The 26,244-nt window shown below is 75.4% G+C and carries 25 protein-coding genes; 10 read left to right on the forward strand and 15 right to left on the reverse strand.

From position 1 onward, the window contains the following. Positions 1–79: 79 nt before the first annotated feature. From ACWIX7_RS00360 to ACWIX7_RS00380, 5 genes are read right to left on the reverse strand one after another with little or no spacing between them, the layout of a single operon-like run. On the reverse strand, positions 80–745 hold the full coding sequence (locus tag ACWIX7_RS00360; RefSeq protein WP_448619646.1) for a 3-oxoacid CoA-transferase subunit A: 666 nt from the start codon (positions 743–745) through the stop codon (positions 80–82). Further along, on the reverse strand, positions 742–2,436 hold the full coding sequence (locus tag ACWIX7_RS00365; protein WP_448619647.1) for a thiamine pyrophosphate-binding protein: 1,695 nt from the start codon (positions 2,434–2,436) through the stop codon (positions 742–744). The genes ACWIX7_RS00360 and ACWIX7_RS00365 overlap by 4 nt, the downstream gene beginning before the upstream one ends. Then, complete coding sequence (locus ACWIX7_RS00370) at positions 2,420–3,388, reverse strand: Bug family tripartite tricarboxylate transporter substrate binding protein (protein ID WP_448619648.1); 969 nt, start codon at positions 3,386–3,388, stop codon at positions 2,420–2,422. Before ACWIX7_RS00370 ends, ACWIX7_RS00365 begins: the two co-directional genes overlap by 17 nt. After that, positions 3,385–5,034, reverse strand: a complete 1,650-nt coding sequence (locus ACWIX7_RS00375; protein ID WP_448619649.1) for a tripartite tricarboxylate transporter permease — start codon at positions 5,032–5,034, stop codon at positions 3,385–3,387. Before ACWIX7_RS00375 ends, ACWIX7_RS00370 begins: the two co-directional genes overlap by 4 nt. A 1-nt stretch (position 5,035) precedes the next feature. Next, on the reverse strand, positions 5,036–5,542 hold the full coding sequence (locus tag ACWIX7_RS00380; protein ID WP_448619650.1) for a tripartite tricarboxylate transporter TctB family protein: 507 nt from the start codon (positions 5,540–5,542) through the stop codon (positions 5,036–5,038). Positions 5,543–5,658: 116 nt separating this feature from the next. On the opposite strand from ACWIX7_RS00380, the gene ACWIX7_RS00385 reads away from it, so the two are divergent. Then, entirely contained in the window at positions 5,659–6,573 is a 915-nt protein-coding gene (locus tag ACWIX7_RS00385) for a LysR substrate-binding domain-containing protein (RefSeq protein ID WP_448619651.1), read from the forward strand. 23 nt (positions 6,574–6,596) lie between these two features. Here the strand turns inward: ACWIX7_RS00385 and ACWIX7_RS00390 are convergent, their stop codons facing one another. Then, on the reverse strand, positions 6,597–7,586 hold the full coding sequence (locus ACWIX7_RS00390) for a Bug family tripartite tricarboxylate transporter substrate binding protein (RefSeq protein WP_448619652.1): 990 nt from the start codon (positions 7,584–7,586) through the stop codon (positions 6,597–6,599). Between the two features lie 208 nt (positions 7,587–7,794). Between ACWIX7_RS00390 and malQ the strand changes: the two genes are divergently transcribed. Beyond that, entirely contained in the window at positions 7,795–9,627 is a 1,833-nt protein-coding gene (malQ, locus tag ACWIX7_RS00395; protein ID WP_448619653.1) for a 4-alpha-glucanotransferase, read from the forward strand. Between the two features lie 82 nt (positions 9,628–9,709). On the opposite strand, the gene ACWIX7_RS00400 is transcribed toward malQ, so the two are convergent. Then, positions 9,710–11,665, reverse strand: coding sequence for an ExeM/NucH family extracellular endonuclease (locus ACWIX7_RS00400; protein ID WP_448619654.1), 1,956 nt, complete (start codon positions 11,663–11,665; stop codon positions 9,710–9,712). Between the two features lie 234 nt (positions 11,666–11,899). On the opposite strand from ACWIX7_RS00400, the gene ACWIX7_RS00405 reads away from it, so the two are divergent. The 4 genes from ACWIX7_RS00405 (at position 11,900) to ACWIX7_RS00420 (ending at position 13,731) form a co-directional block, all read left to right on the forward strand. After that, on the forward strand, positions 11,900–12,214 hold the full coding sequence (locus tag ACWIX7_RS00405) for a hypothetical protein (protein WP_448619655.1): 315 nt from the start codon (positions 11,900–11,902) through the stop codon (positions 12,212–12,214). A gap of 73 nt (positions 12,215–12,287) precedes the next feature. After that, a complete protein-coding gene (locus tag ACWIX7_RS00410; RefSeq protein ID WP_448619656.1) occupies positions 12,288–12,488 on the forward strand; it encodes a hypothetical protein in 201 nt (66 codons plus the stop codon). Between the two features lie 44 nt (positions 12,489–12,532). Beyond that, positions 12,533–12,946, forward strand: coding sequence for a hypothetical protein (locus ACWIX7_RS00415; RefSeq protein ID WP_448619657.1), 414 nt, complete (start codon positions 12,533–12,535; stop codon positions 12,944–12,946). Further along, positions 12,934–13,731: a DUF998 domain-containing protein gene (locus tag ACWIX7_RS00420; RefSeq protein WP_448619658.1), complete on the forward strand. Its 798-nt coding sequence runs from the start codon at positions 12,934–12,936 to the stop codon at positions 13,729–13,731. The genes ACWIX7_RS00415 and ACWIX7_RS00420 overlap by 13 nt, the downstream gene beginning before the upstream one ends. Before the next feature lie 112 nt (positions 13,732–13,843). Here the strand turns inward: ACWIX7_RS00420 and ACWIX7_RS00425 are convergent, their stop codons facing one another. Beyond that, positions 13,844–14,851, reverse strand: a complete 1,008-nt coding sequence (locus ACWIX7_RS00425) for an Acg family FMN-binding oxidoreductase (RefSeq protein WP_448619659.1) — start codon at positions 14,849–14,851, stop codon at positions 13,844–13,846. 123 nt (positions 14,852–14,974) lie between these two features. Here ACWIX7_RS00425 and ACWIX7_RS00430 point away from each other — a divergent pair, with 123 nt between their 5' ends. Continuing rightward, positions 14,975–15,853: a universal stress protein gene (locus tag ACWIX7_RS00430; protein ID WP_448619660.1), complete on the forward strand. Its 879-nt coding sequence runs from the start codon at positions 14,975–14,977 to the stop codon at positions 15,851–15,853. Positions 15,854–16,023: 170 nt separating this feature from the next. Here ACWIX7_RS00430 and ACWIX7_RS00435 read toward each other — a convergent pair whose 3' ends face one another. Beyond that, a complete protein-coding gene (locus ACWIX7_RS00435) occupies positions 16,024–16,773 on the reverse strand; it encodes an SDR family oxidoreductase (protein ID WP_448619661.1) in 750 nt (249 codons plus the stop codon). 78 nt (positions 16,774–16,851) lie between these two features. On the opposite strand from ACWIX7_RS00435, the gene ACWIX7_RS00440 reads away from it, so the two are divergent. Beyond that, complete coding sequence (locus tag ACWIX7_RS00440; protein ID WP_448619662.1) at positions 16,852–18,477, forward strand: helix-turn-helix domain-containing protein; 1,626 nt, start codon at positions 16,852–16,854, stop codon at positions 18,475–18,477. Positions 18,478–18,486: 9 nt separating this feature from the next. Further along, a complete protein-coding gene (locus ACWIX7_RS00445) occupies positions 18,487–19,215 on the forward strand; it encodes a GNAT family N-acetyltransferase (protein ID WP_448619663.1) in 729 nt (242 codons plus the stop codon). Between the two features lie 64 nt (positions 19,216–19,279). Here ACWIX7_RS00445 and ACWIX7_RS00450 read toward each other — a convergent pair whose 3' ends face one another. From ACWIX7_RS00450 to ACWIX7_RS00460, 3 genes are all read right to left on the reverse strand, one after another. After that, on the reverse strand, positions 19,280–20,038 hold the full coding sequence (locus ACWIX7_RS00450) for an SDR family NAD(P)-dependent oxidoreductase (RefSeq protein ID WP_448619664.1): 759 nt from the start codon (positions 20,036–20,038) through the stop codon (positions 19,280–19,282). 231 nt (positions 20,039–20,269) lie between these two features. Continuing rightward, on the reverse strand, positions 20,270–21,007 hold the full coding sequence (locus ACWIX7_RS00455) for a DUF5995 family protein (protein WP_448619665.1): 738 nt from the start codon (positions 21,005–21,007) through the stop codon (positions 20,270–20,272). A gap of 7 nt (positions 21,008–21,014) precedes the next feature. Then, the gene (locus tag ACWIX7_RS00460; RefSeq protein WP_448619666.1) at positions 21,015–22,871 is read right to left on the reverse strand and encodes a PucR family transcriptional regulator; all 1,857 of its coding nucleotides are present in this window, start codon (positions 22,869–22,871) and stop codon (positions 21,015–21,017) included. Positions 22,872–23,208: 337 nt separating this feature from the next. Here ACWIX7_RS00460 and ACWIX7_RS00465 point away from each other — a divergent pair, with 337 nt between their 5' ends. Continuing rightward, on the forward strand, positions 23,209–24,246 hold the full coding sequence (locus ACWIX7_RS00465) for a DUF2877 domain-containing protein (protein ID WP_448619667.1): 1,038 nt from the start codon (positions 23,209–23,211) through the stop codon (positions 24,244–24,246). A 205-nt stretch (positions 24,247–24,451) separates the two neighbouring features. Here ACWIX7_RS00465 and hisG read toward each other — a convergent pair whose 3' ends face one another. The 3 genes from hisG to ribH all read right to left on the reverse strand — a co-directional run bounded on the left by hisG (position 24,452) and on the right by ribH (position 26,189). Beyond that, a complete protein-coding gene (gene hisG / locus ACWIX7_RS00470) occupies positions 24,452–25,318 on the reverse strand; it encodes an ATP phosphoribosyltransferase (RefSeq protein ID WP_448619668.1) in 867 nt (288 codons plus the stop codon). Between the two features lie 86 nt (positions 25,319–25,404). Next, on the reverse strand, positions 25,405–25,668 hold the full coding sequence (locus tag ACWIX7_RS00475; RefSeq protein WP_091155911.1) for a phosphoribosyl-ATP diphosphatase: 264 nt from the start codon (positions 25,666–25,668) through the stop codon (positions 25,405–25,407). Further along, positions 25,665–26,189 (reverse strand): 6,7-dimethyl-8-ribityllumazine synthase, encoded by a 525-nt coding sequence (ribH, locus tag ACWIX7_RS00480; protein ID WP_448619669.1) that lies wholly within the window; start codon positions 26,187–26,189, stop codon positions 25,665–25,667. Before ribH ends, ACWIX7_RS00475 begins: the two co-directional genes overlap by 4 nt. Positions 26,190–26,244 lie beyond the last annotated feature (55 nt).

A 26,244-nucleotide genomic window follows, 5' to 3' on the forward strand; every position in this document is an offset into this window, starting at 1 on the left:
GCGCAGGGATGCCGTGCCCCCGCGTGACCTCGCGAGCTCGGTCACGTGCCCTCCTCGCCGGCGGTCCTCGCGGGCTCGGTCACGCAGCCACCTCCACCACGCGGTCGACGAAGATGCCGGGCGTTACGACGGCCTCGGGGTCGAGCTCCCCCAGCTCGACGAACTCGCGCACCTGGACGACGGTCAGCGCGGCCGCCGTGGCCATCGTCGGACCGAAGTTGCGGGCCGCGGTGCGGTAGACGAGGTTGCCCCAGCGGTCGGCGCGGTGGGCCTTGATGAGCGCGACGTCCGCCGGCAGGGGCCGCTCGAAGACCTGGCGGCGGCCGTCGAGGACCCGGACCTCCTTGCCCTCCGCGAGCAGCGAGTCCGCGCCGGTCGGCGTGAAGAAGCCGCCGAGTCCGGCACCGGCCGCGCGCATGCGCTCGCTGAGGGTGCCCTGCGGGACGAGCTCCAGCTCGATCTCGCCGGCCCGCCAGAACTGCTCGAACCACACCGACCCGGCCGAGCGCGGGTAGGAGCAGATGATCCGGCGGACGCGGCGCTCGCGGATCAGCGCCGCGATGTCGGTCTCCCCGCTGCCGGCGTTGTTGGTCACCACGGTGAGGTCCCGGGCCCCCTGCTCCAGCAGGGCGTGCACCAGCTCGACCGGGACGCCGGAGTTGCCGAAGCCGCCGACGAGCACGGTCGCGCCGTCGGCGACGTCCGCCACGGCCTCGGCGAGCGTGGCCACCCGCTTGTCGATCACGGCACCACCTGCCGACGCCGGTACCAGCGCGGCGAGGTGGACGGCGGCGGGGTGAGCGCCGCCCGGACCACCAGGACGTCGGGGCCGTCGGTGCCCATGCTCTCGTCCAACGCGGCCGCGAACTCCTCGCCGAAGCCGTCGACCGCCAGAGCCGGGACTCCGAAGGACCCCGCGAGCGCGACGAAGTCGGGGGTGGCCAGGTCCACGCCCCGCGCCGGGACGCCGGCCTGCACCTGGTCGAACCGCAGCATCCCGTAGCCGCCGTCGTCGACGAGGACGGTCGTGACCGGCAGCCGTTCCTGGGCGAGGGTGGCCAGCTCCCCGCAGGCGAACAGGAAGCCGCCGTCCCCCACCAGCGCCAGGGCGCGGCCCCGGCCCGCGGCGGCCGCGCCGATCGCGGCGGGGAAGGCGTAGCCCAGCGTCCCCCAGCCCAGTGCGTAGGCCAGCCGCCGCGGACCGGGCACGCGAGCGAAGGCGGCCGCCCAGTAGCCGGCGATGCACATGTCCGCGAGCAGCACCCCGGTCCGGTCGGACACCCGGTCGAGGGCGTCGAGCAGCCCCACGGCCTGGGGCTCGTCCGCGCGCACCAGCGCCCGCACCTCGTCGGCCACCGCGTCCAGGGTGCTGCGGAGGGCGGGCAGACCGTCCCGCTGCGGCAGGCCGTCGAGCAGGGCGGCCAGCACGGTGGACACGTCACCGGCCACGGTGACGTCGGCCGGGTAGTTCTTCGTGGCGTCGGCGGGGTCGACGTTGACCGCGAGCAGCGTCGGCGGGCGGGGCATCGCCCAGTTCTGGGTGTTCGTCCCGTCGAGGTCGCTGCCCAGGGAGACCACCAGGTCCGCCTCGTCCCACAGCCGGCCGATCGCGGGGACGTGCGGCGGGCCGGGCACCAGGCAGGGGTGGTCGGGCGGCAGCAGACCGCGCCCGCCGAAGGTGGTGACCACCGGCGCGGCCAGGCGCCCGGCGAGCTCGCCGACCAGGTCGCCCGCTCCGGAGCGCAGCGCCCCGCCGCCGGCCCACACCAGCGGGCGGCGGGCGCGGGCGAGCAGCTCGCGGGCGCGGGCCAGCTGGTCGCCGTCCACCGGCTGCTCGGGGTCGGCCGGCGCCGGCGCCCGTCCGGGGCTGCCGGCCGGTGCGCCGAGGAGGTCGGTGGGGACCCCGAGGTAGACCGGCCCGGTGGCCGGTCGCAGGGCGACCGAGCCGGCGCGCACGGTGTCCGCGTACAGGTCCCGCACCGCCGAGGCGACCACGGTGGCCTTGGTGACCGGGGCGAACATGGCGGCCTGGTCACGGGTCTCGTGCAGCGCGCCGCGGTACACGCCGGGACGCCGCAGTGTCGACGGGATGTCCGTGGCGACCACGAGCACCGGTGCCCCCGAGGCCATCGCCTCGCCCGTGGCGCCGAGCGTGTTGGCGGCACCGGGCCCCGTGGTCACCACGGCCACGCCCAGCCGGCCCGTGGCGCGGGCGTACCCGTCGGCGGCGTACACGGCGGCCTGCTCGTGCCGGACCCCCACCACCCGGAGGCCGGCCGCGGCGGCGGCCTCCCAGACGGCGAGGTTGTGCACGCCGGGCAACCCGAACACCGTCTCCACGCCGAGGTCCCGCAGGCCCGCGACCAGGGAGTCCGCGCCCGTCCCCTGCGCCGGGTCGCCGGCCTCGGCCCGGGTCGCCTCAGCCGCCGACGACATCGCGGAAGGTCTCCTCCGTGTCGGTGAACAGCTCGGCCAGGTCCGCGCTGCCCAGGAACTCCTCCGGCACGTACCGGGGGTCCAGGGCCTCGACGACGGCCTCGTCCTCGCTCGCGCTGCGCAGGGCGCCCTCGAGCGTCGAGACGACCTCGTCCGGCGTCTCCGCCGGCGCGATGACGCCGAACGTCGTCGTGCTCTGGGTGAGCTCCGGGTAGCCGAGCTCGACGAAGGTCGGCGCGTCGGCGTACGGCAGCCGCTCCTCGGTGCCGACGGCGAGCAGCCGCAGTTCGCCGGACTCGATCGCCGGCAGCATGTCCTGCGAGAGGTTCACGAAGCCGGCGGCGACGTTGCCGCCGAGCAGCGCGGTCTGCACCTCGGCGTTGCCCTCGAAGGGGACGACGGTCAGCGGGACGTCGTAGAGCGCGGTGATCCGCCGGGTCTCCGCGGCGTGGGTGTTGGTGGCTCCGGGGGTCCCGACGGTGACGGCCTGGGGGTCCTGCCGTGCCGCCTGGAACAACGACTCCAGGTCCTGGTGCGGGGAGTCGGCCGGGACGACGATGCCCGACGGCACCTGGGTGACCACGCCGACCGGGGCGAAGTCCTCGCGGGTGTAGCCGACGTCGTTGGTCAGGTAGTTGAGCACGGCGGTCGGCAGAGCCGTCATCGACAGCGTGTGGCCGTCGGGCTGCGACGAGACGAGCTCGGTGTACGCGGTCGCGCCGGAGGCCCCGGGCAGGTTCTCCACGACGACCGGCTGGCCGAGCTCCTCCTCCAGGTGTGCGCCCAGCGCCCGCGCCGCGATGTCGGTCGGGCCGCCGGCGGTGTAGGGCACCAGCAGGCGGACGTCCTCCGAGGGGTAGTCGGCGGCGGCGACGGCCCCGGAGTCCTCGGCGCACCCGGAGAGGGCGGCGGCGGTGACCAGCAGGACGGCGAGGGGGCGCAGGGGTCTCATCGTTCTCCAGGGGCGGACGGGACGTCGGTGTCGGAGGTGCGGGTGTCGCGGCCGGGGGTGGACCCGGTGCTGCGGGCCGGCTCGGCGCCGAGGCCGGGCTCGCCCTCGACGGGGCCGGGGCCGTCCTCGTCGCCGGACTCGTCGTCGGGTTCGACGTGCCGGAAGGCGGCACGCCGCCGCCGGGCCAGGACGAGGCTGAGGACCACCACCGCGGCCATGACGGCCAGCAGGCCGCCGGACAGGGGGCGGGTCACGAAGATGTCGAGGCTGCCACCGGACAGCAGCATCGACCGCCGGAACGCGGTCTCCATGATCGCGCCGAGCACGAAGGCGAGGACCAGCGGACCGGGCTCGAAGCCGGTCTTCTTCATCAGCCAGCCGATGACGCCGAAGACCAGCACGACCCACATGTCGAAGGAGTCGTTGTTGACCGAGAAGACGCCGGCCATGGTCACCAGCAGCGCGAAGGCGGCGAGGACGCCGGCCCGCACCCGGAGCAGCTGCACGAAGACCCCGACCAGCGGGATGTTCAGGACCAGCAGCATCACGTTCCCGACGACCATCGAGGCGATGACGCCCCAGAAGATCTCCGGCTCCTCGCTGATCAGCTGCGGTCCCGGGGTCACCCCCTGCACCAGCAGGGCGCCGAAGATGAGCGCCAGCACCACGTTGGCGGGGATGCCGAGGGTCAGCAGCGGGATGAAGGCCGAGGTCGACGACGCGTTGTTCGCCGTCTCGGGGCCGGCCACACCCTCGATGGCGCCCCTGCCGAAGCGGCTGGGGTCCTTGGCGCGGCGCTTCTCCAGCGCGTAGGAGGCCAGCGAGGAGATCACCCCACCGCCGCCGGGCAGCACCCCGATGACGAAGCCGAGCACCGAGCCGCGGGCGATGGCCCCGGAGGAGTCCCGGAGGTCCTGCCGCGTGGGCCAGATGTGCTTGATCCTGCGGGTGACCGCCTGCACCTTGTCCGTGCGCTCCAGGCTGTGCAGGATCTCGCCCACCCCGAACAGCCCCATGGCGACCGCGACGAAGTCCAGCCCGTCGAAGAGGGCGACCGAGCCGAACGTGAACCGGGTGGTGCCGGTGATGGGGTCCTGCCCCACGGTGGCCAGCAGCAGGCCCAGGGCCGCCATCGACAGGCTCTTCAGCGGTGTCCCGCTGCCGAGGTAGGTGACCAGCAGGATGCCCAGGGCGGTCAGCGCGACGTACTCCGGCGGGCCGAAGGAGACCGCCAGGTCGGCCAGCGGCGGCGCGAGCAGCATCAGGCCGAGGACCGACAGGATGCCGCCGACGAACGAGCCGATGGCGGCGATGCCCAGCGCCGGCCCGGCCCGGCCCTGCCGAGCCATCTGGTAGCCGTCGAAGGTGGTGACGACCGAGGCCGCCTCGCCCGGCAGGCGCAGCAGCACCGAGGTGATCGTCCCGCCGTACATCGAGCCGTAGTAGATGCCGGCCAGCAGGATCACCGCGGTCGCCGGCTCGATGGTGTAGGTCAGCGGCAGCAGCAGCGCGATCGTGGCGGTCGGGCCCAGCCCGGGCAGCACGCCGATGACGGTGCCGATGAGCACGCCGGCGAAGACGTAGAGCAGGTTGACCGGGTCGAGGGCGACCGCGAAGCCCTGGACGATGCCGTCGGAGATCCCCACCTCATCCCCCCAGCAGCTGGTCGACCGGGCCCGCGGGGAACGGCACGCCGAGGGCGACCACGAAGACGAGGTGCAGGGTGACCGCCCCGGCGACGGCCAGGACCAGGGCCAACCGCCAGGACTCGCCGGCCAGGAAGCGGAGCCAGGCGAACAGCAGCAGGAACGCCGGGACGACGAAGCCGATCGTGTCGAACAGGACGACGAAGAGGGCCAGGCCGGCCAGGCCCGCGGCGATCCGCGCCGTCCCGGCCGTCCAGGGCTCGTAGTCCTCCGCCGGGTCGAGGAACAGCAGCGCGACGGAGGTGGCGGTCAGGAGCGCGGCCACGAGGACCGGCCACAGACCCGGGCCGGGCGCGGTGAGCTCGCCGAGCCCCATGTCCCTGCCCATGAGCAGGGCACCCACCCCCAGCGCCAGGAGCAGCAGCGGGGCGAGCCGACGCAGCTGGGACCAGGCCGATCGGGGGTGTCGTGCGGGTGCGGGTGCCGGTGCTGGGGGAGACGCGGACATCGGGTCCTCCGGGTCACGGCTGGGTGTGACGCCCGACACTACGAGCGGGGATTGTGCGTGGTCCAATAACGAATCGATGCGTCGTCCATAGCGATCGCGCATGGATCGGAGGCCCCGTGGAGCTGCGTCACCTCCGGGCCTTCACCGCCGTCGCGGAGGAGCTGCACTTCGGCCGGGCGGCCCGCCGGCTGCACCTCGCCCAGCCGGCGCTGAGCCAGCAGGTCAAGCAGCTCGAGCAGGACGTCGGCGCGGTGCTGCTCGAGCGGACGACCCGGCAGGTGCGGCTGACCAGCGCGGGAGCGGTGTTCCTCGAGCACGCCCGCCGCGTCCTGCGGGAGGCCGAGCGGGCCCGCGAGTCGGTGCTGGTCACCGAGCGGGGCGAGCGCGGTGAGCTGCGCGTGGGGGTCACCGGTGTGATCACCTGGCGGCTGCTCCCGCGCATGGCCCGCGCCTACCGCCGGCGCTATCCGCACGTCCGGCTGGAGCTGCGGCCGTCGGTGTTCAGCGCCGCCCAGGTGAGCGCGTTGATCGACGGGGAGATCGACGTGGGGTTCCTGCGCGCGCCGGTGCCCGCGGGGCCGCTGGCCAGCCGGGTCATCCTCAACGAGTCCCTCATGGCCGTGCTGCCGCAGGACCACCCGCTGGCCGGCCGGCCCGAGGTGGACCTGGCCGACCTGTCCGACGACGCCTTCGTCAGCTACGTCTCGATGCAGGGCTCGGCGTTGCGGGACGCCGCGGTGCACGCCTGCTTCTCCGCGGGCTTCACGCCGCGCGTGGTCCAGGAGGCGCCCGACACGCACACCGTCGTCGCGCTGGTCGGCGCCGCGGTCGGCGTGGCCCTGATGCCCGCGTCGGCCGAGACGCTGCAGATCGAGGGGGTCGTCTTCACGCCGATCGCCGGTGGGGTGGACGTCCGGGTGCCGATCGCCCTCGCCTGGCGGGAGGGCGACACCTCCCCGGTGCTGGCGAACTTCCTGTCCACCGCCGAGGAGGTGCTGCCCAGCCCGGGGCCGGGGAGGGGCGGGCCCTGACCGGCACCGGGACGCCATCCGCGCTATTCCTGGAGGAGCGGGCCGTAGACCTCCACGATCTCGTCGATCCGCGCCCGGAACTCGTCCCGGCCGATGAACTGGTCGGGCACGTACTGGTCCCCCAGGGCCTCGACCACCTCCGGCTGCTCCAGGCACGCGGCGACGCCGTCCTCCAGGGTCTGCAGGACCTGGTCGGGCGTGCCGGCCGGAGCGGCGAGCCCGAACACCGACACGCTGTTGGTGAGCTCGGGGTAGCCGAGCTGGGCGAGCGTGGGCACGTCGGGCAGGTAGTCGACCCGCTCCTCGGGGCTGATCGCCAGCGGCACGAAGCTGCCAGCCTCGATGTTCTCCAGCACGTCCTGGGAGGCGTTGATGAAGATGGCGTCGACGTTCCCGCCGAGCAGCGCGGTGGTCATCTCGGCGTTGCCGGTGAACGGCACGAGGGACAGCTCGACGCCGTACTCCTCGGCCAGCCGCCGCAGCTCCATCGCCTGGGACGTCGTCGCGCCGGGCACCCCGACGGTCACCCGGCCCGGGTTCTGCTCGGCCTCGGCGAACAGCGCCCGGGCGTCGGCGAACCGCGACCCCTCCCCCACGGCCAGCACCGAGGGGATCTCGGTGACCGCGGCGATCGGGACGTAGTCGTCGTTGGTGTAGCCGACGTCCTCCTGCAGCGGGTTGGTCGCCGAGGCCGGCACGGCGATCAGCGACAGGCTGTAGCCGTCGGCGCCGCCCTGGATCATCGCCTGCATCCCCAGCGACCCGGAGGCGCCCTCCCGGTTCTCGACGACCACGTTCCGGCCGAAGTCCGCGGCCAGGCAGTCGCCGACGGTGCGCGCCGCCAGGTCGGTGGGGCCGCCCGGCGCGTACGGCACGTAGAGGGTGATGTCGTCGGCCGGGTAGTCCTGGGCGGCGGCGGCTCCCCCCTCCTCGTCGCGTTCGGCCACGCAGGCGGTGAGCAGGACGGTGGACGCCGCCACGAGGACGGGCAGGGACGACCGGGGTGATCTCATGCATGCCTCCACGGGATGCGCTCGGGCGGGCAGCGGCTGGCGCCGTCGTCCCGGAGCCTGGTGCGCGGTCGCACGGCTGTCATCCGGAGCGGCGAACCGTCATGAACCTGTGACCGTCGCCACTCTCCGCCGTGGGGGGAGGACGGGGTGGGCGGCACCACGCGTGGTGTGCCGTGTGGGCCGCGGGTGCGCTGGGGAGTATCGGGGCGTGACGCGCACTCCCACCACCGACGAGTGGGGCATCGACGCCAGCTGGCTCGACGCCCTCGACGAGGAACACCAGGTCGCCGAGGCCACCATCGAGCGGCTGCGCGAGGTCATCGGCACCCCGCCGGCCGACCTCGAGGACCGCGCCCCCATCGTCGCCCGCCCCGGCGACGTGCTGGAGGTGGACGAGGCCGAGGTGACCCTCGAGGACGGCTCCACCCGGCACGTCGACGGCGAGCTGCCCGACGACTTCCCGCTCGGCTACCACTGGCTGCAGGCCCCCGGGGGGCCGCGCCGCCGGCTCGTGGTCTCCCCCGGCCGCTGCTGGCTGCCCGACGAGCGCGCCTGGGGCTGGGCGGTGCAGCTGTACGCCACCCGCAGCCGCGGCAGCTGGGGCATCGGCGACCTCGCCGACCTGCGCGCGGTCCGCGAGATGGCCGCGGACCAGGGCGCCGGGTTCGTCCTCATCAACCCGCTGCACGCCGTCGCGCCGACGCCGCAGCAGGAGGCCAGCCCCTACCTGCCGGCCACCCGCCGGTTCCGCAACCCGGTCTACCTGCGGGTCGAGGAGGTGCCGGGCGCGGACGCCGTCGACCTCGACGGCGAGGCCGGCCGGGCACTGGGCGACGGCGAGCTCATAGACCGCGACGCGATCTGGGCGCGCAAGCGCGAGGTGCTGCGCCGGGTCTTCGACGCCGCCGGCCGCGACATCCCCGCCTTCCCGGACTGGTGGTGGCACCAGGGCCAGAAGCTGCAGGACTGGGCGACCTGGTGCGCGCTGGCCGACGTCCACGGCCCGGACTGGCACACCTGGCCCGAGCAGCTGCGCGACCCGCGCAGCGCCGCCGTCGGGGACTTCGTCGCCGAGCACGAGCGCGACGTCGCCTTCCACGCCTGGCTGCAGTGGTGCCTGCACCTGCAGCTGGAGCGGGCGACCGAGGGCATGACCGTCATCCAGGACCTGCCGATCGGTGTCGCCGGGGGCGGCGCGGACGCCTGGACCTGGCAGGACGTGCTCGCCCAGGGGGCGTCCGTCGGCGCCCCGCCGGACGCCTTCAACTCGCAGGGCCAGGACTGGGGCTCCCCGCCACTGGTCCCCTGGCAGCTGCGCGCCGCGGACTACGAGCCGTTCGTCGAGTCGATCCGGGCCACGATGGCCGGCGCCGGGGGCCTGCGCATCGACCACGTGATGGGCCTGTTCCGGCTGTGGTGGGTGCCCTCCGGCGAGAGCGCCGCGGACGGCGCCTACGTGCGCTACCCGGCCGAGGACCTGCTCGACATCGTCGCGCTGGAGAGCCACCGGGCGCAGGCCGTCGTCGTCGGTGAGGACCTGGGCACCGTCGAGGAGGGCGTCCGCGAGGCCCTGGCCGAGCACGGCATCCTCAGCTACCGGCTGCTGTGGTTCGAGGACGACGACCCCGCCGAGTGGCCCGACGAGGCGATGGCCGCCATCACCACCCACGACCTGCCCACCGTGGCCGGCCTGTGGACCGGGGCTGACCTAGAGGAGCAGCGCGAGTACGGCACCGGGACCGACGAGGAGCTCGAGCGGGGCCGGACGTCGCTGCTGGAGAAGCTGCCGGGCCTGCGGAGGAACGCCCGGCCGGAGACGGCGGTGAAGCGGGCGCACGAGCTGCTGTCCCGGGCGCCGTCGTTGCTGCTCTCGGCGACCCTGGACGACGCCGTCGGCGAGCGGCGCCGGCCGAACATGCCCGGCACCACCGACCGGCCCAACTGGTCGCTGCCGCTGCCGGTGCTGGTGGAGGACCTGCCCGCGCACCGGCTGCTGCAGGACGTGGCCCGGACCCTGGCCGACGGCATCAAGGGCTCCTGAGCCGCCCGCCCCGGCGGGATCGGCGATCTGGCGCGCTCCGGGACCCGGAACCGTGCGGGACCGCCGATCTCGTCGAGGCGGCTCAGGACGCCGGGCCCTCCTGCTCGCAGGTGCCGCTGCCGCGCCCCTCCTCGACGACGTCCCGGCCGTCCGTGCCCTGCAGGACGTCGTCGCCCTCGGCGCCGGTGACGGTCGGGGCCAGGCCCTGGCTGCGCTCGTCGAGGTCGATCCCGACGACGAGCGGGTCGTGGTCGCTGGAGCGGTACGGGTCGGCGGCGTAGAGCGCCGGGTCGCCGTCGTACTGGTAGGCCGCGGACTCGACCGAGTTGACGTTCCAGTGCACGACGTCGGTGACCTTGGCGGTCAGGGCGGCGGTGGCCAGCGCGTGGTCCAACGAGCCGGACAGCCCGTCGAAGACGTAGCTGTAGCGGCCGGGGTCGAACCGCTCGCCCAGGTCGGTCCAGCCGGCGGCCCGCAGTTCCTCGACCGGGTCCTCCTGGCTGTAGGCGTTGAGGTCGCCCATCAGGACGACGTCCTGGTCGCCGGTGCGCTGCACCAGCCCGGCGGCGAAGGCCGCGACCGACCGGGCCTGCCGGACGCGGTCGCCGTTCCACTGCCCCTGCCCGTCGCCGTCGTCGGCATTGTCGCCGGTGGCGTCGCCGGGGCTCTTGGACTTGAAGTGGTTGGCCACCACGGTGAAGGCGTCGCCGTCCGCGGCGAACGTCTGCGCCTGCGGCTCGCGGGCGTTGGCCCACACGGCCTCGTCGACCAGGCCGACCGGGTCGCCGACCGGCTGGACCCGATCGGTGCGGTAGACGATCCCGTTGCGGATGGCGTCGCGCGGGACCCCGTACAGCTCCTGCGGCAGCGGCACGTACGCCCACACCCCGGCGCCCGCGGCCTCGTCCAGCCGCCGGACGAGGTCGGCCAGCGCGGTGTCGGCGTTCCCGCGGGTCAGCCCCGTGGTGTCGGTGTCCTCGATCTCCAGCAGCGTGACGACGTCGGCGCCCAGCGCCCGGATCGCCGGGACGATCTTGCCGGCCTGCTCCTCGAACTCCTCGGGGCTGTCCGCGCCGCGGCCCGCGCCGCCGAGGGTGAGGAAGTAGTTGAGCACGTTGAACGTCGCCAGCCGGACGTCGCCGCCGACCGGCCCCGGGGCCACGGTGCGGGTGTCGTCCGGCTCGAACACGCCGTCCGCCGTGCCGTCGGCCGGCTGCAACCGCCACTCGCCGAAGGCGTGGCCGAGGACGAGCGGCTCGGCGAACTCCAGGACGTCGCCGACGCGCACCGGGCTGTCCGGAGACAGGTACGGCCGGTCCGTGAGGGACCTCGAGTCGTCCCGGCCGTCGTCGAGCAGCACCCTGCGCGCGGCGTTGCCGGCGACGACCGCGGCGGCCTCCGGGGTGCCCGGCCGGGCGACCTCGGTGGGCTGCACGAGCACGCCGCCCTCGGAGAGGGTCAGCTCGCCGTAGCGGGTGAGCGCGAAGACCTCGCTGACGGTCAGCGCGTCGGCCGGCCGCACGAGCATGCCCTCGAGCCGCTCGCGGGCGGCGTCGTCGGCGGGCAGGTCGAGGGACGCCGGCGCCGGCTCGGGCAGCAGGTCGTCGGTGCAGATGGCGACCTGGGTGGTCGCGGTGACCTGGGTCTGGCCGGAGGACTCGCTGGGCACGCCGGTGACCGCGGCCTCGTCGCCGAGCGCGACCGGGACGGTGCTGAGCGCGAAGACGCCGTCGGACGTGGCCGGGTCGCCGTCCCCGGCGTCCTGCAGGTGGAAGCCCTCGAGGCCGTCGGGCCCCTGCAGGTCGCCCACGACCGTGCCGCGGACGGTGACCGTCTGCCCGGCCAGCGGCGTCGCCGCGCCGCTGCCCTGCACTGCACCGATGGGGTGCGTCACCGGGGCCGCGCAGACGTCGGCCGGCTCCTGCTGGGCCGGCGCGGCCGACACGAGGGTCGGCAGGCCGGCGACCGCGAGGACGACGACGGGGATGCCGACGGCGGCACGGACGGTGCCGCGGCCGGGACAGGTCGGTGGTTGCACAGGGACCTCCGGTGACGACGATGACGACCGGACGCTGGCAGCGCCACGTGGACGCTGTCGTCACGGTAGGTGTCCGGCCGATGACACGCCCACCCCGGGACGCGGTGTCACCACCAGTGACCTCGGCGGTGACCCGCGGTACGGACGGTGGGGACGCCGCCTCCCCGGGACACCGTCCGCCACCACCCGGCGCTCGTGTCGAACAGGCGTTCGACCTCGTGCGACACTCTCCGCGTGGCTGGCGGCATGCACCCCGGGCGGTCCGGTCGCTCCCTCGGCGAGCGCGCGGCGCGCTCGGGCTTCGGCCCACCCGAGCCCCCGGCGCCTCCCCCGCCGCCGGCCTCGACGAGCCGGCCCGACCGGGCGCGCGGCCGGCACTGCTGGGTGCACGACCCGCCCGGCGCCCCCGGCGTGTGGCCGGGGCTGCTCGTGGAGTGGCGGCAGGGCGAGGGCGGCTGGTCCGGCCGGGTCACCTACGCCGTCGCCGGGCCGCAGGGCACCGTGCTCGTCGAGGCGTGGGTGCCCGCCGACCTCCTCGAGCAACGCTGATCACGGGTTACCGCCGTCCCCGGGTGGCTATGGCCCCTCCCGACGCACCGTCCCCGACGAAGTGGAGAGACCCGTGAGCGAGCCCGACCGACCGAACCTCGACGACGTCATGGAGACGACGGAGTCGGCCCCGCGCGACCGCCAGGAGCACGCCGGGGGTTACGCGCGGCCCAACGACGAGGAGCTGCAGCACCGCACCGAGCACGAGCGGCAGTTGGTGGACGCCGACGACGCCGACCCCGCGGGCGCCGACGTCCACTCCGCAACCGACTGAGGGACGCCGTCGCCCGCCTGGGGCCGGGGGACGTCGCCTGCTGGGTGCTGAAGTCCACCCGCCCGCCGGAGCTGATCGAACCCCGCTGGCGGGTGGGCGCGGCGCACGAGCTGACTCGTTGCGTCCGGCGCTCCTACCGGCTGGACCTCGTGCACCCGGGCCAGCCGTGCCTGCTGTGGGTCAGCGGCCGGGCCGACCCCGGCGTGCACGCGCTCGGCGAGGTGACCGGCGAGACCGAGGAGCGCGACGGCGGACCGGTCGTCCCCGTCCGGCTGACCCGGCTGCCCTCCCCCGTCGCCCGCGCCGACCTGCTGGCCGACCCGGCCGCCCGCGATGCCGAGGTGCTGCGGATGCCGGCCGGCAGCAACCCGTCCTGGCTGTCCCCGGAGCAGTACGCCGCCGTCCTCGCCCACCTGCCCCCGCACCCGGGCACCGCGCTGGGACCATGGCCGGTGTGACACCCACCCGGTATCGCTGGGGCGCCATCGCCTGGCTGCTGACCCTGCAGTTCTTCGTCGTCGAGACCGTCGTCCAGCTGCGGACCGGCGGCTCGTACAGCCGCGCCGACGACGTCATCAGCGCCCTGGGGACGTCGGGGTCCGCGGCGCCGCTGCTGATGAACGCCTCGTTCGTCCTGCAGGGCGTGCTCATCGCCGCCGGCACGGTGCTGCTGCGCCCCGCGCTGGGCGGCCTCGGCGGCCGGATGGTGCCCGCCTTCCTGACCGCGGCCGCCGTCGGCGTCGTCCTCGTCGGGCTCTTCCCGCTCGGCAGCCAGGACGACCTGCACCAGGCCGGTGCCGGGCTGCACTTCGTCGGCGGCGGTCTGGGGCTGCTGGCGCTGGCCTACGGCGTGCGGCCGCTCTCGGAGGTCCTGGGGACGGCGCTGGCGCTGCTGGGCCTGCTGAGCAGCGCGATGACGGTCTTCTTCGCCCTCGGCATCACCACGTTCCTCGGCGAGGGCGGCACCGAGCGGGCCTCTGCGTACCCGATCCCGATCGGGCTCGCGCTGGCCGGCGTCGCGCTGTGGGCGCTCAGCCGGCGTCCGCAGGCCGGACCGCGCCCCTCCCGCCGCGAGCTGCGCGCCCAGGAGCGGGCCGAGCGCGCCGAGCGGGCCCGCGAGCGCGACGCCGCCCTGGAGGCCGCGGCCGCCCGCCCCGAGCCGGCCCGGACGCAGACCGACGCCGAGGCCGACGACGACTTCGACCCCGAGGACCCCTGGGCCGCCTCCCGGCGCCGCGGCTGAAGGAGGACCACCCTCCCCCACGCCTCGTAGGAGGACCCCGTCCTCCCCATCCCTCGCAGGCTCGGGATGGGACCCTGCAGGGGGCCAGCGGGACCCGGGACGTGGCCGCCCGTCACCTCGCCGGCTCGAAGCGGAGCACCTCGCTGACCGGACGCCGTCCCGACACGGATCCGCTGGTGGTCGACGGGTAGCCCATCCGCAGCAGCATCTGCGGGTAGCCGACCAGTGAGAGCCGGGCGCGCATCCGGGTGCGGGTGGCCGGCCAGTCCAGCGCCTGGGTCAGCGGCGAGGTGGCCAGTCCCTCCACCGTGGCTGCGAGCAGCAGCCGGCCCAGCGCCCGGCCGGCCAGCAGCCACGCCGTCCGGTCGTCGCCGTCGGTCCCCAGCAGGACGACGGTCGGCCGCTCCACCTCCGGCGGGGGCGCCGCCGGGTCACCGGCCGGCAGGAAGCTGTGCGGCGCGCGGCTGCCGGCCACGAAGTCGCGGACCAGCCAGTTCGACGGCCGCGTCGCCGGGTCCTCCTCCGGGACCGCGCCCACCGGGATGCCGTCCACCGCCGACGGGTCCGTGCGCAGCCACCGCTCGAGCTCGGCGAGGTACTCGGGGTCGCTGCGCTCGAGCTCCTCGGCGCGGGAGACCAGGAAGGCGGTGGCGACCTCCTCGTCGGAGCCGGTGACCGTCTTGACCCAGACACCGAGCGGCCGGGCGTCGGTCTGCATCCGCTCCAGCACCCCCTCGGGCACGGCGCGCGGCAGGAACGGCGCCCGCTCGGTGTGCCGCCGGCCGATCGCCTCGGCAAGGGCGGCGTCCGCGGGCGCGACCTCGCGCGGCGCCCCGGCGCGCACGGTGGCGAGGTGGTCGGGGTCCTCCGCCGTCGGCAGCAGGTCGACCTCCGCCTCGACGCCGGCCGCGCGCAGCGCGACGGCGGCGAACTCGGCTGCCACACCGCAGCTGATCACCTGCTGCCGGCCGGTCCGGTCCAGCACCGGCAGCGCCCGCTCGGTGTCCCGGTGCAGCTCGAGCCGGTCGCCGGAGGCGGTGAACCGCCACGGCTGGGTGTTGTGGATCGACGGCGCCCGGGTGGCGGCGGCCACCACCGCCGTCCACTGCTGCTGGTCCACGCCCGCGCCTCCTCACCCGGGACGACTGCGCCCCGGGACCTCCCTGCCTAGTCCATGAACGGCTGCGGGTCGACGGTCCCGGGGCCCTCCCGGGATCGGCCCGCTCGGGGGACGATGCCCGCCATGACCGCACCTGACACCGGGGTCCGCAGCCTGCGCGTCCTGGTCGGCTACGACGGTTCGCCGAGCGCGGTGAACGCGATCGAGGCGGCCGCGGCGCTGCTGCCCTCGGCCACCGCCTCGATCCTGAACCTGTGGGAACCGCCGTTCACCTCCCCCGAGCTGCGGCACCGGGTCATGGAGCGCGCCGCCAACGCCGAGGCGCTGGGCCGGTTGGTGGAGAACGAGGGCCGGGCCGAGGCCGAACGGCTGGCCGGAACCGGCGTGAAGCTCGCGCGAGCCGCGGGGTGGGACGCCCAGCCGCTGGTCAAGCGCACCTTCGGCGGTGACGGCTACCAGTTCGCCCGCACCGCCGAGGAACTCGACGCCGACCTCATGGTCGTCGGCTCGCGGGGGGCGAGCGGCATGCGCGCCTCGATGGGCAGCGTCTCGGAGCTGGTGGTGCACGTCAGCCCGGTGCCGGTGCTCGTCGTCCCCCACCCGATGACCACCGTCGAGTGGACGGCGGTGGAGTCCGGGCCGGTCGTCGTCGGCAACGACGGCTCGGAGCACGCGCAGCGGGCGCTCACCGCGGCGACCACGCTGTTCCCGCACCGGAAGCGGCTGATGGTCACCGTCGAGGAGTCCCCGGGCTCCCCCGCCCCGTCCCCCGTCGAGGGCACCGAGCTGGTCACGGTCCGCTGCTCCGGGCGGGCCGGCCGGCCGCGGGCCACCGCGGCGACCTTGGCCGACGAGGCCGCCCGTCGCCGCGCGGCGGTGGTGGTCGTGGGCAGCCGGGGCCGCGGGGGCGCCCGCGACACCCTGGTCGGCCACGTCACCCGCGCGCTGCTGCCCAGCGCGCACCGGCCGGTGCTCGTCGTCCCGTCGCGCCCGGCCGGCTGAGCTCAGGCGCTCGCGGCGGCCCGCTGCACCTTCGCCCGCGGCGCCGGGGAGTGGCGAGTTCACGGCTCAGTTCACTGACGGTCACGAGGTCCTGGTGGCGACACACCGACCTTCCCGGCGTGTCGCCCACCGCAGGTCCATGATCGTCGAGCGGATACGCGTGCTCCCCCTCAGCCGCGCAGGTGCTCGGCGTAGGTGCGGCGCCCGCGCGCCCCGCGGGAGGGCAGCGCGCCGCCGTCGCGGACCGCCGCCGACAGCCGGCCCGGCACCGGGGTGGCCACGACGTGGGCGTTCGGCTCACGCGTCGCCGCCCACGCCCGCGCGACCTCCGCCGCGGTCAGCTCCTCGGGTCCGCCGTACTCGACGACGTCCCCGGCCGGCGCCCCGAGTGCCACCTCCGCGGTGTGCGCGGCGGCCTCCGCGACGTCCACCGGCTGCAGCCGCCAGCCCATCGGCACCGGCAGGACCGGCCCGCGACGGGCCGTGCTCAGCAGCTGGTCGACGAAGTGGTGGAACTGGGTGATCCGCAGCAGCGTCACCGGCAGCCCCGACGCCAGCAGCACCTGCTCGGCGGCGTACTTGGCGTGGTAGTAGCCGAAGGGGATGCGGTCGACGCCGACGATGGAGACGTAGACCAGGTGCCGCAGCCGCTCACGGTCGACCGCCTGCACCAGCCGCCGGGTGCCCGCCACGTCGACCTCCCACTGGGCGCGGTCGCGGACGCCCGTGGCCGCGTGCACGACGATCTCCGAACCGGCCAGCGCCGTCGGCAGATCGCGGCCGGTGACCAGGTCGCCGCGCACCCCGCCCGGACCGGTCCCCCGCCGCGACATCTGCCGCACGCGGTGGCCGCCGCCCTGCAGGCGCTCGACGACCAGCCGACCGAGCGGCCCCGTCCCTCCCGTCACGAGAACGTCCATGCCTGGAGTCTGGCCGGACCGTTCCGTCCCGGCGTGGCAGACCCGCCGCATCTCACATGCGAGATATCGTGACCACTCGTGACGGCCACCCACCCCACCACAGACGCCGCCGGCATCCCGGCGCACGAGGCCACCACCAGCACCCCGGCGCACGAGGTCGGCGCCAGCACCCCGGCGCACGAGGTCAGCGCCATGCAGCGCATCGGCACGCTCGTCCGCGACGCCCGCCGGCACCGTGGGCTGACCCAGCAGCAGCTCGCCGAGCGGCTGGGCACCAGCCAGAGCGCCGTCGCCCGCATCGAGCAGGGCGGCCAGAACCTCACCCTCGAGCTGCTCGGCCGGCTCTCCGAGGCCCTGGAGCGGGAGCTGTTCAGCGTCGGCCCGTCCGGCCCCACCCACCTGCGGGTCACCGGCGGCGTGCCGCTGCGCGGCAGCGTCGTCGTCAAGTCCTCGAAGAACGCCGCCGTCGCACTGCTGTGCGCGGCGCTGCTGAACCGCGGCCGGACGACGCTGCGCAACGTGGCCCGCATCGTCGAGGTGGACCGGATCCTCGACGTGCTGCGCTCGATCGGCGTCTCGGCGACCTGGGACGGGGCCGGCCGCGACCTCACACTCGTCGTCCCCGACGAGCTCGACCTGGCCGGCATCGACGCCGACGCCGCCCGCCGCACCCGCAGCATCATCATGTTCCTCGGCCCGCTGCTGCACCGGGCGCCGTCGTTCGACCTGCCCTACGCGGGCGGCTGCGACCTGGGCACCCGCACCGTCGAGCCGCACATGATCGCGCTGCGCCCCTTCGGGCTGGAGGTCGAGGCCCGCGCCGGCCGGTACCACGCCGAGGTCTCCGCGCCCGGCACGGCCGACCGCACCATCGTGCTGACCGAACGGGGCGACACCGTCACCGAGAACGCGCTGCTGGCGGCGGCCCGTACCGACGGGACGACGACCATCCGCAACGCCAGCTCCAACTACATGGTCCAGGACCTCTGCCTGTACCTGCAGCTGCTCGGGGTCGAGGTCCAGGGGCTGGGCACCACCACCCTGGTCGTCCGCGGGCGGCCGGTGCTCGACACCGACGTCGACTACACGATCAGCGAGGACCCGGTGGAGGCGATGAGCCTGCTGACCGCGGGGATCGTCACCGAGTCCGAGCTGACCGTGTGCCGGGCGCCGATCGAGTTCCTCGAGGTGGAGCTGGCCACCCTCGCCGAGATGGGGCTGCGCTACAGCCTCTCCCCGGAGTACCTGGCCGACAACGGGCACACCCGGCTGGTCGACGTCACCATCTCGCCGTCGCAGCTCAAGGCGCCGATCGACAAGGTCCACCCGATGCCGTTCCCGGGCCTCAACATCGACAACCTGCCGTTCTTCGCCGTCATCGCGGCCGCGGCCACCGGCTCGACGCTGATCCACGACTGGGTCTACGACAACCGCGCGATCCACCTCTCCGACCTCACCCGGCTCGGCGCGGACGTCCGGCTGCTCGACCCGCACCGCGTGCTGGTGACCGGACCGACGCGCTGGTCGAGCGCGGAGGTGGTCTGCCCGCCGGCACTGCGCCCGGCGGTGTGCATCCTGCTGGCGATGCTCGCGGCCAGGGGGACGTCGGTGCTGCGCAACGTCGACATCATCGCCCGCGGCTACGAGCAGCTCTACGAGCGGCTGGTCGAGATGGGCGCCCGCATCGAGGTCTTCCACGACTAGGCCGCCGCCGTGCTCGAGGTCGCCGCAGCCGACGTGGCGGGCTTCTTCGCGCCCGAGCGGCCCGGCCCGCTGGTCCAGCAGCACATCGCGCACACCGGCGTGGGGGTCTGCCGGGTCGACCGGTGGCCCGCGCCGCGGACCGTCATGGCCGAGTCGGGCGGCAACGTCGCGCTGCGTGGGGTGCCGCGCGAGGTCGACGGGCTGGCCGGGTTCGTCGAGGCGCCACCCGAGTGGCTGCCGACGCTGCGCGCCATCGACCCGGGCACCGCGATCTGGCCCCGCGTGATCGCCGTCCTGCCACCCACGGCAGAGCCACCGCCCTCGGTCGCCGCGGTCCGGCGGCTGGGAGCGGGCGACGCGCCGGCACTGGCCGGGCTCTCCCCCTCGATCGCCTGGATCGGCGCCACCTGGGGCGGCGCGGCCGGACTCGCGGCGTCCGGGTGGGCGTGGGCCGCGTTCGACGGCGACCGGCCGGTCTCCGTCGCGTGCCCGTTCCTGGTCGGCCGGCGGTTCGAGGACCTCGGCGTCGCCACCGAACCGGGAGCCCGAGGCCGCGGCCTGTCGACGGCGTGCGCCGCCGCGGTGGTGGCCGACGTCCGTTCCCGGGGTCGCACACCGACCTGGACGACGAGCCCCGACAACCGGGCGAGCCTGGCGGTCGCGGCCCGTGTCGGCTTCGTGCACGAGCGCGACGACGTCCTCTACGCCGTCCGCACGCCTATCCCGCCGGTCGGCTGAAGAAGGACCCCCTGCTCCCCGCCACTCGCGAGCCCGCGGCGGGACGGTGCAGGGAGCTGGGCCTTCAGCGCTCCTGGTCCGTCGGGCGCACCAGCACCTCGTTGACCGCCACGTGCGGCGGCTGGGTGACCACGTAGACGATCGCGCGGGCGACGTCCTCGGGCTGCAGCGGGCGCATGCCCTCGGTGTGCGCCAGTGCGGCCGCCCTCGCGTCGGGCTGGGTGATGTGCGAGCGCAGCTCGGTCACCACCGCGCCGGGTTCGACGAGGGAGATCCGCACCCCCCGGGCGGTCACCTCCTGGCGCAGCGACTCGCTGAAGGCGTTCACCGCCCACTTGCTCGCGTTGTAGACCCCGGCGCCGGCGCGGGCGGTGCGGCCGGCGGTGCTGGAGATGTTCACGACGTCGCCCGAGCCCTGCTCGAGCATCCCGTCGATCGCCGCGTGGGTCATGTACATCAGCCCGAGCACGTTGGTGTCGAGCATGCGCCGCCAGTCCTCGGGATCGGCGCCGACGATCGTGCCGAGCAGCATCACCCCGGCGTTGTTGACCAGGACGTCGAGCCGGCCGAGCTCGCTGCGGGTGCGGGCGACGGCGTCGCGGCAGGACGCCTCGTCGGTGACGTCGAGGTCGAGGGTGACCACCTCCGCGCCGGCCTCGCCGAGCCGCGCGGCCAGGCCGTCGAGCCGGTCGCGACGACGGGCGCCGATCGCCACGGACGCGCCCGCCTCGGCCAGGGCCACGGCCGTGGCCTCGCCGATCCCCGACGACGCACCGGTGACCAGCGCGACCCTCCCGGACAGCGGACGGGCGACCTGGCTCACTGCTCGACTCCCGCCTCGCTCGACGCCGTCAGTCGCCTGCGCGCTCGCTCCGCTCCTCGCTTGCTGGCGCTCGCTGCGATGCTCGCTCGCGCTCGGCTCCGGGCATCTCGCTGCGATGCGCGCTCGCCCGTCGTACTCGCGGCGGTCATGCGGACTCCTCCTCGCGGCCACCCGGCGCGGCCGTCGCCCCAGCCTCACCGATGCGCCCCGTCCCGGCAGCGCGGAGCGGGGTCAGTCCAGCGTGACGCCGAAGCCGCGGACGGCCAGCCGCACCAGCACCGGGCCGGGGCGCAGCAGGTCGTCGACCCGCGCCGCGGCAGCGGTCTCGAGGTCGGCCAGCCGGGCCGCGGCGGCGTCCGGACCCACACGGCGGGCGCGGTCGAGAGCGGCCGTGTTGGCCCACACCTTGCGCCGGGACTCGCGCAGGAACACCCGGCTGGCGGTGCGGTTGACCGGGGCCAGCAGCCGGTCCAGCCGCGTCCGCCGTCCCCCGGCGCGGTGCAGCTCGCCGTCCTCGGCGGCGACCCGGGAGGCGAGCACCCGGTCGATCCGCTCGTGGTCGCGCCCGCGCATCGCCCGCACCGCGGGGGTGTCGAACTCGGCAGGCGGGATGACCCGCACCAGCGACTGGGGCAGGTCGTAGTTGATGTGCGCGTTCATGCCCAGCAGCACGTACGCCTCCGGCGGCAGGTCCGGCCGCGCGCCGAAGGCCGACTGCCACGGCCGGGGAGCCGACGCCGGGTCGCGGCGGTGCGCGGCGAGCGCGTCGAGGTAGAGGCCGGCGAAGTCGACGTCCCACTCCTCGACCCAGGCCGGGTCCTCGAAGGCCCCCGCGTCGATCGCCGCGCCGACGGCGACGGTCGTCCGCAGGTACACGCCCAGGAAGAAGCGGGCCGGGTCGCGGTCGGCCTCCAGCGGTGCCAGCAGCTCCCCCATGCGGTCGACCAGCGCCGCGATGCTCCTCCCCACGGCGCGCTCAGATCAGCGCGTCGAGGCCGTCGTCCGGGGGCAGCGTCATCGCGGCGTCCACCGGCGGGCGGTGCGGCTGGTCCAGGCCCCGCATGCGCGCCGCGTGCAGCGCGAGCAGCAGGTTCAGCCGCAGGGTCGGGTCGGTGGTGAAGGGTCCGAGCAGCCGCTCGAGCTTGCCGATCCGGTACCGCATCGTGTTGTAGTGGAAGTGCAGCCGGCGCGCGGACTCCGCGACGTTCAGGTTCGTCTCCAGCAGCACGCGCAGCGTCTCCCGCAGGTCGGCGGAGTCGGGGTCGGCGGCGTCGGCCAGCGTCCCCAGCACCTCGTCGACGTAGTTGCGCAGCTCGGTGCTGTCCGGGATCAGCGACAGCAGCCGGAAGACGCCGAGCTGGTCGAAGTGGGTCACCGCCTGGGTCCCGTGGATCTCCTGGCCCACGCCGAGGGCGCGGGACGCCTGCTGGTGGGCCTCGCCGAGCGCCGACAGGGAGCCGGCCGGGCGGCCGATGCCGGTGCCGAGCACCCGCCCGACGCGGCGCACCCGCGCGTTGACCCGGCCGGTCACCGCGGACACCAGGGAGGTGATCTCCTCCGGCGTCCGCCCGTCGAGCGGCAGCACGGTGACGATCTCGGTCGACAGCCCGGCCACCGCCGCGCCGGACACCTCGGTCTCCAGTGCGGCGCGCCAGCCGTCGGCCAGCCGGTCGAGGACGTCGAGGGCGCGGGTGGGGTCGGCCTGCGGGTCGGCGGCGGTCTCGGTCGCGGTCACCAGGACGACGACCGGGCCGTCGAGCCGCCAGCCGAAGGATCGGGTCTGGGCCAGCGCCCGCTCGGTGTGCCGCAACGACCCGGCGACCAGCCGGCGCACCAGGTCGCCCTGGAAGCGCAGCTCGACCGAGTGCACGGCCTGCTGGCGGATCACCGAGAGCGCCGCGACCACCGCGGCCCGCTCGAGCAGGGCGCCGGCGCCGACGAGCAGCGGCCCGGTCCGGTGGACGGCGACCAGCCAGCCGTGCCGCTGGTCGCCGGCCATGATCGGCGCGACCGCGTACTCCCCCACCCCGCCGGGCAGCTCGTGGTGCCCGGGCACGAGCAGGATGCCGTCGGCCGGGGAGAGGTCGGCGTCGGCCAGCACGTCGGCCGGGGTGACGACGGTCTGGTCGGCGCGCAGGCCCGAGAGCCGACGGGACGGCGCCATCATCGCCATCTCGTCCTCGGCCTCGGCGTCCAGCAGCCACAGCCAGTCGCTGATCTCGGCGACGTCCTCGGGCGGGCCGGCACTGGTGGCGATCTCGCGGTCCGGTCCCAGGCCCAGCACCGCGGCGCCCTGGAGGGAGTCGGCGAGCTGCTCGGTGACCTCGGCCAGCCCACCGCCGCTGAGCGCGACGTCGATGAACTGGTCGTGCATGCGGCTGGAGAGCACCAGCGCCTCGCTCTGCTTGCCGACGACGGCGCCGAGCACCTCGGAGACGACCTCGCCCATCCGCACCGTCGCGGGCAGGGCGAGCACCGGCAGTGCCCGGCGGTCGGCCTCGGCCAGCACGTCGGCCGGCACCGGCGGCGGCCCCTCGGTCTGGCGGTAGGCCAGCGCCGTGGTGCCCATGGAGTCCAGCCGCTCCACCAGGGCGCGGCAGTTGGCGGCGTCGGCCGGCGGCAGGCGCGCCCCGAGGACGACGAGGACGTCGGGACCGGCCACGGCCAGGGGGTCGGCGGGGTCGTCGACCACCATGTAGCGGACGACGCGGTCGAGGCCGCCGTGCCCGGCGACGACCTCCGTCCCCGCGAGGCCGGGCAGTCGCAGCGCCTCGGCCAGGCTCAGGCCCATGCGCTCCTGCCAACTGGGCCGCTCGCCGCGGCTCTCGGTCACCGGCGCCTCCGCTGCCGACAGGTGACGCCGGGATGAGACCAAGCCCTCACCCAGCGTGGGGACGACGAGGGATGCTTCACCCTGGGTCACGACACCAACCTTCTCAGTTGCCGATGCACACGGCCACACAGCAGCACCCTGTCAGGAGTGCCCGGACCTGATCATCCATTCTTGGCGACATCCGCCATACTTGGGCGTGCGACGCGCCGCATAGGTTCGAGACCCGGTTCCACTCCGCCCGGTGGATGGTAGGCCGGTTCCCGCCCCAGGGTGCCGCCCAGCCTCCTCCAGGGGTGGACGGGCCCGGGCGGGGGGTCCCGAGCCGACGGTGCTCCCCGTGGTCTTCCAGCGTGAAGAGGTCGCCATGCGCACCATCGACGAGACCGCAGGCCCGGGCGGGAACCGCCCCGGGACTCCGACCTCCCCGCGTGGCCGCGCCGCGCGGGCCGGACTACCGACCATCCCGCTGCCGCGCGAGTCCGCCCAGGCCACCGCGCGCACCGCTCCCCCTGCCCGTGCCGCCACCGCCGTGCCCGCCTCGGCGAGCACCGGTGTCGCCGACCTCCTGCGCGGTCCGGTACGCCCGGCGCGCGTCCTGCTCAGCGTCCCCGCCGCCGTCTACCTGCAGGTGCCCACCGAGCGCGGCGGCGACGTCGTCGGCGTGCTCACCAGCGACGCCGCCCGGCTGCCGCTGGCCTGCGTGCTCTTCCGTCCCAGCAACGGCCGCCCGCTGGTGGCGCTGCCGCCCGACGCCCCGGCCGAGGTCGGCGGCGGGCGCATCGTCGTGGGCGACCTCGCCGTCAGTGCCGCCGCCTGGTGGGACCCGCGGCCCCGGCTGCCGCGCCCCCGCCCCGCACTGCTCCCCGAGGGCGTCCGCCAGCTCCGCAACGCCCTCTACGGCGAGGGCGTCCCGCACAGCGCGTTCACCCTGCCCGGCCTGCCGGCCGGTCCCGGTGGCCCGCTCGCCGCGCTGCGCGGCGCCGTCCGCCGGGCCGACCTGGACGCCGCCCTGCGCACCGCCACTCGGCTGATCGGCCTGGGCCCGGGGCTGACCCCGGCCGGGGACGACGTCATGGCCGGGACCATGGCCGGGCTCGTGCTGCTGGGCCATCCCGCCGCCGAGCGGTTCGCCGCCGCGGTCTCCGCGCTGGCCGCCGGCCGGACGACGGAGCTGTCCCGGTCGCTGCTGCGGCACGCGGCCGCCGGCCGGGTCAGCGCCGAGTACGCCGCGGTGCTGCACGGGCTGGTCGGCGAGCGGCCGCTGGGCCCGGCGATCGACGGCCTGCTGGCCACCGGCGCCACCAGCGGCCGGGCGATGGCCCTGGGGCTGTGCACCGCGATCGACCTCGTCGACCGGACCATGCGCGTCCGCTGACGAAGGACCCCGAGAGCCCCCGTCCTGACCGGACGGGGGCTCTCGCACGTGTGGGTGGGCCGCACCGCGAGCCACGCCGGCGCGCAGCCCGGTCCGGAGGCTCGCCGCGACCCCGTCCCGGGCCGGCCCCGTCCGGAGGCTCGCCGCGGCCCCGTACCGGGCACCGCCCTGAGCTCGCGGAGGGTGGGGAGGACGGGGTCCTTGCTCAGATCCGGCAGGCGTGGATGCTGGTGACGAGGATCGCGCGGGCGCCGAGCTCCCAGAGCTCGTCCATCACCCGATTGGTCTCGTGCTGGGCGACCATCGCGCGCACCGCGGACCAGCCCTCCGTCTGCAGCGGGCTGACCGTCGGCCCCTCGAGGCCGGGGGTCAGGGCAGTGGCCTTCTCCAGCAGCTCGTTGGGGCAGTCGTAGTCGAGCATCACGTACTGCCGGGCCACCAGGACACCGCGCAGCCGCCGGCGCAGCTGCGCGACCGCAGGCACCTCCTCGGCGCCGGCCCGCCGCACCAGGATGGCCTCGCTGGTGAGCACCGGCTCGCCGATGATGTGCAGCCCGGCCGCGCGCAGCGTCGTCCCGGTCTCGACCACGTCGCAGACGGCGTCGGCGACGCCGAGCCGGCAGGCGGTCTCCACCGCGCCGTCGAGCTTGACCACCGAGGCCGCGATGCCCTGCTCGTCGAGGAAGCGCTGCAGCAGCACCGGATAGGCCGTGGCGATCCGCTTGCCGGCCAACTGCTCGACGGTCTCGATGCCGGACTCCAGCGGCGTGGCGAACCGGAAGGAGGAGCGGCCGAAGCCCAGCGGCATGACCTCCACCGCGGCGGCGCCCTCGCCGACCGCCGGCGCGGTCTCCAGCAGCATGTCGCGGCCGGTGATCCCGACGTCCAGCGTGCCCGCGGCGACGTAGACGGCGATGTCGCGGGGCCGCAGGTAGAAGAACTCGGTGTCGCTGTCGGGGTCGTAGACGGCGAGGTCCTTGGTGCTGCGGCGCTGGCGGTAGCCGCTCTCGGCGAGCATCTCGGCGGCCGGTTCGCTCAGGACACCCTTGTTGGGCACGGCGATGCGCAGCACGGGTCGGTCTCCTTCCATGGGTTGCCGGCCCTCCTGAAGGGTCCCGCCGCGAGCCTGCGAACGGTGGAGAGCAGGAGGGTCCTCCTTCAGAGGTGGGCGTAGACGTCGTCCAGGGTCAGCCCGCGGGCCAGCATCAGGACCTGCACGCGGTACAGGAGCTGGCTGACCTCCTCGGCGGTGCGCTCGGCCCCCTCGTGCTCGGCCGCCATCCAGGACTCGGCGGCCTCCTCGACGACCTTCTTGCCCGCGGCGTGCACGCCGTCGCGGACCGCCGTGACCGTCCCCGACGCGGGGTCGCCCGCGGCCACCTTGGCCGAGAGCTCGGCGAACAGCTGGTCGAAGGTCTTCACGCGCGGCTCCCGTCGGCCGGTCGGATCGAGAAGCCGGTGGGCCGCGCGGTACCGCGCAGGCTGCGGAGGGTCAGCGCTGTGGCCAGGGCGGCCACGGCTGCCTCCCAGCCCTTGTCCTCGGCCGAGCCGGGCAGCCCGGCCCGGTCGCGTGCCTGCTCCTCGGTGTCGCAGGTGAGGACGCCGTTGCCGACGGGTCTGCCCGCATCGAGGGCGACCCGCGTCAGGCCGGCGGTGACCGCGTCGCAGACGTACTCGAAGTGCGGCGTCCCACCGCGGATGACGACGCCGAGCGCGACGACGGCGTCGTGCCGCTCGGTGAGCGCCTGGGCGACGACCGGCAGCTCCACCGCCCCCGGCACCCGGACGACGGTCGGCTCGGGGACGCCGCTGGCGACCGCGGCGGCGACCGCTCGCTCCAGCAGCGCCCCGGTGAGCTCGGCGTGCCAGGTGGTGGCGACGATGCCGAGCGTCAGCCCGGTCGCGTCGACCGCCGCCGCCTCGGGCGCACCCTTGCCGCTCACGTGTCCTCCTCGCTGGCGCTCGTCGGCCGCGTTCGCGGGACCGCTGCTGCGCCCG

This window comes from Geodermatophilus sp. URMC 65 (assembly GCF_053502545.1).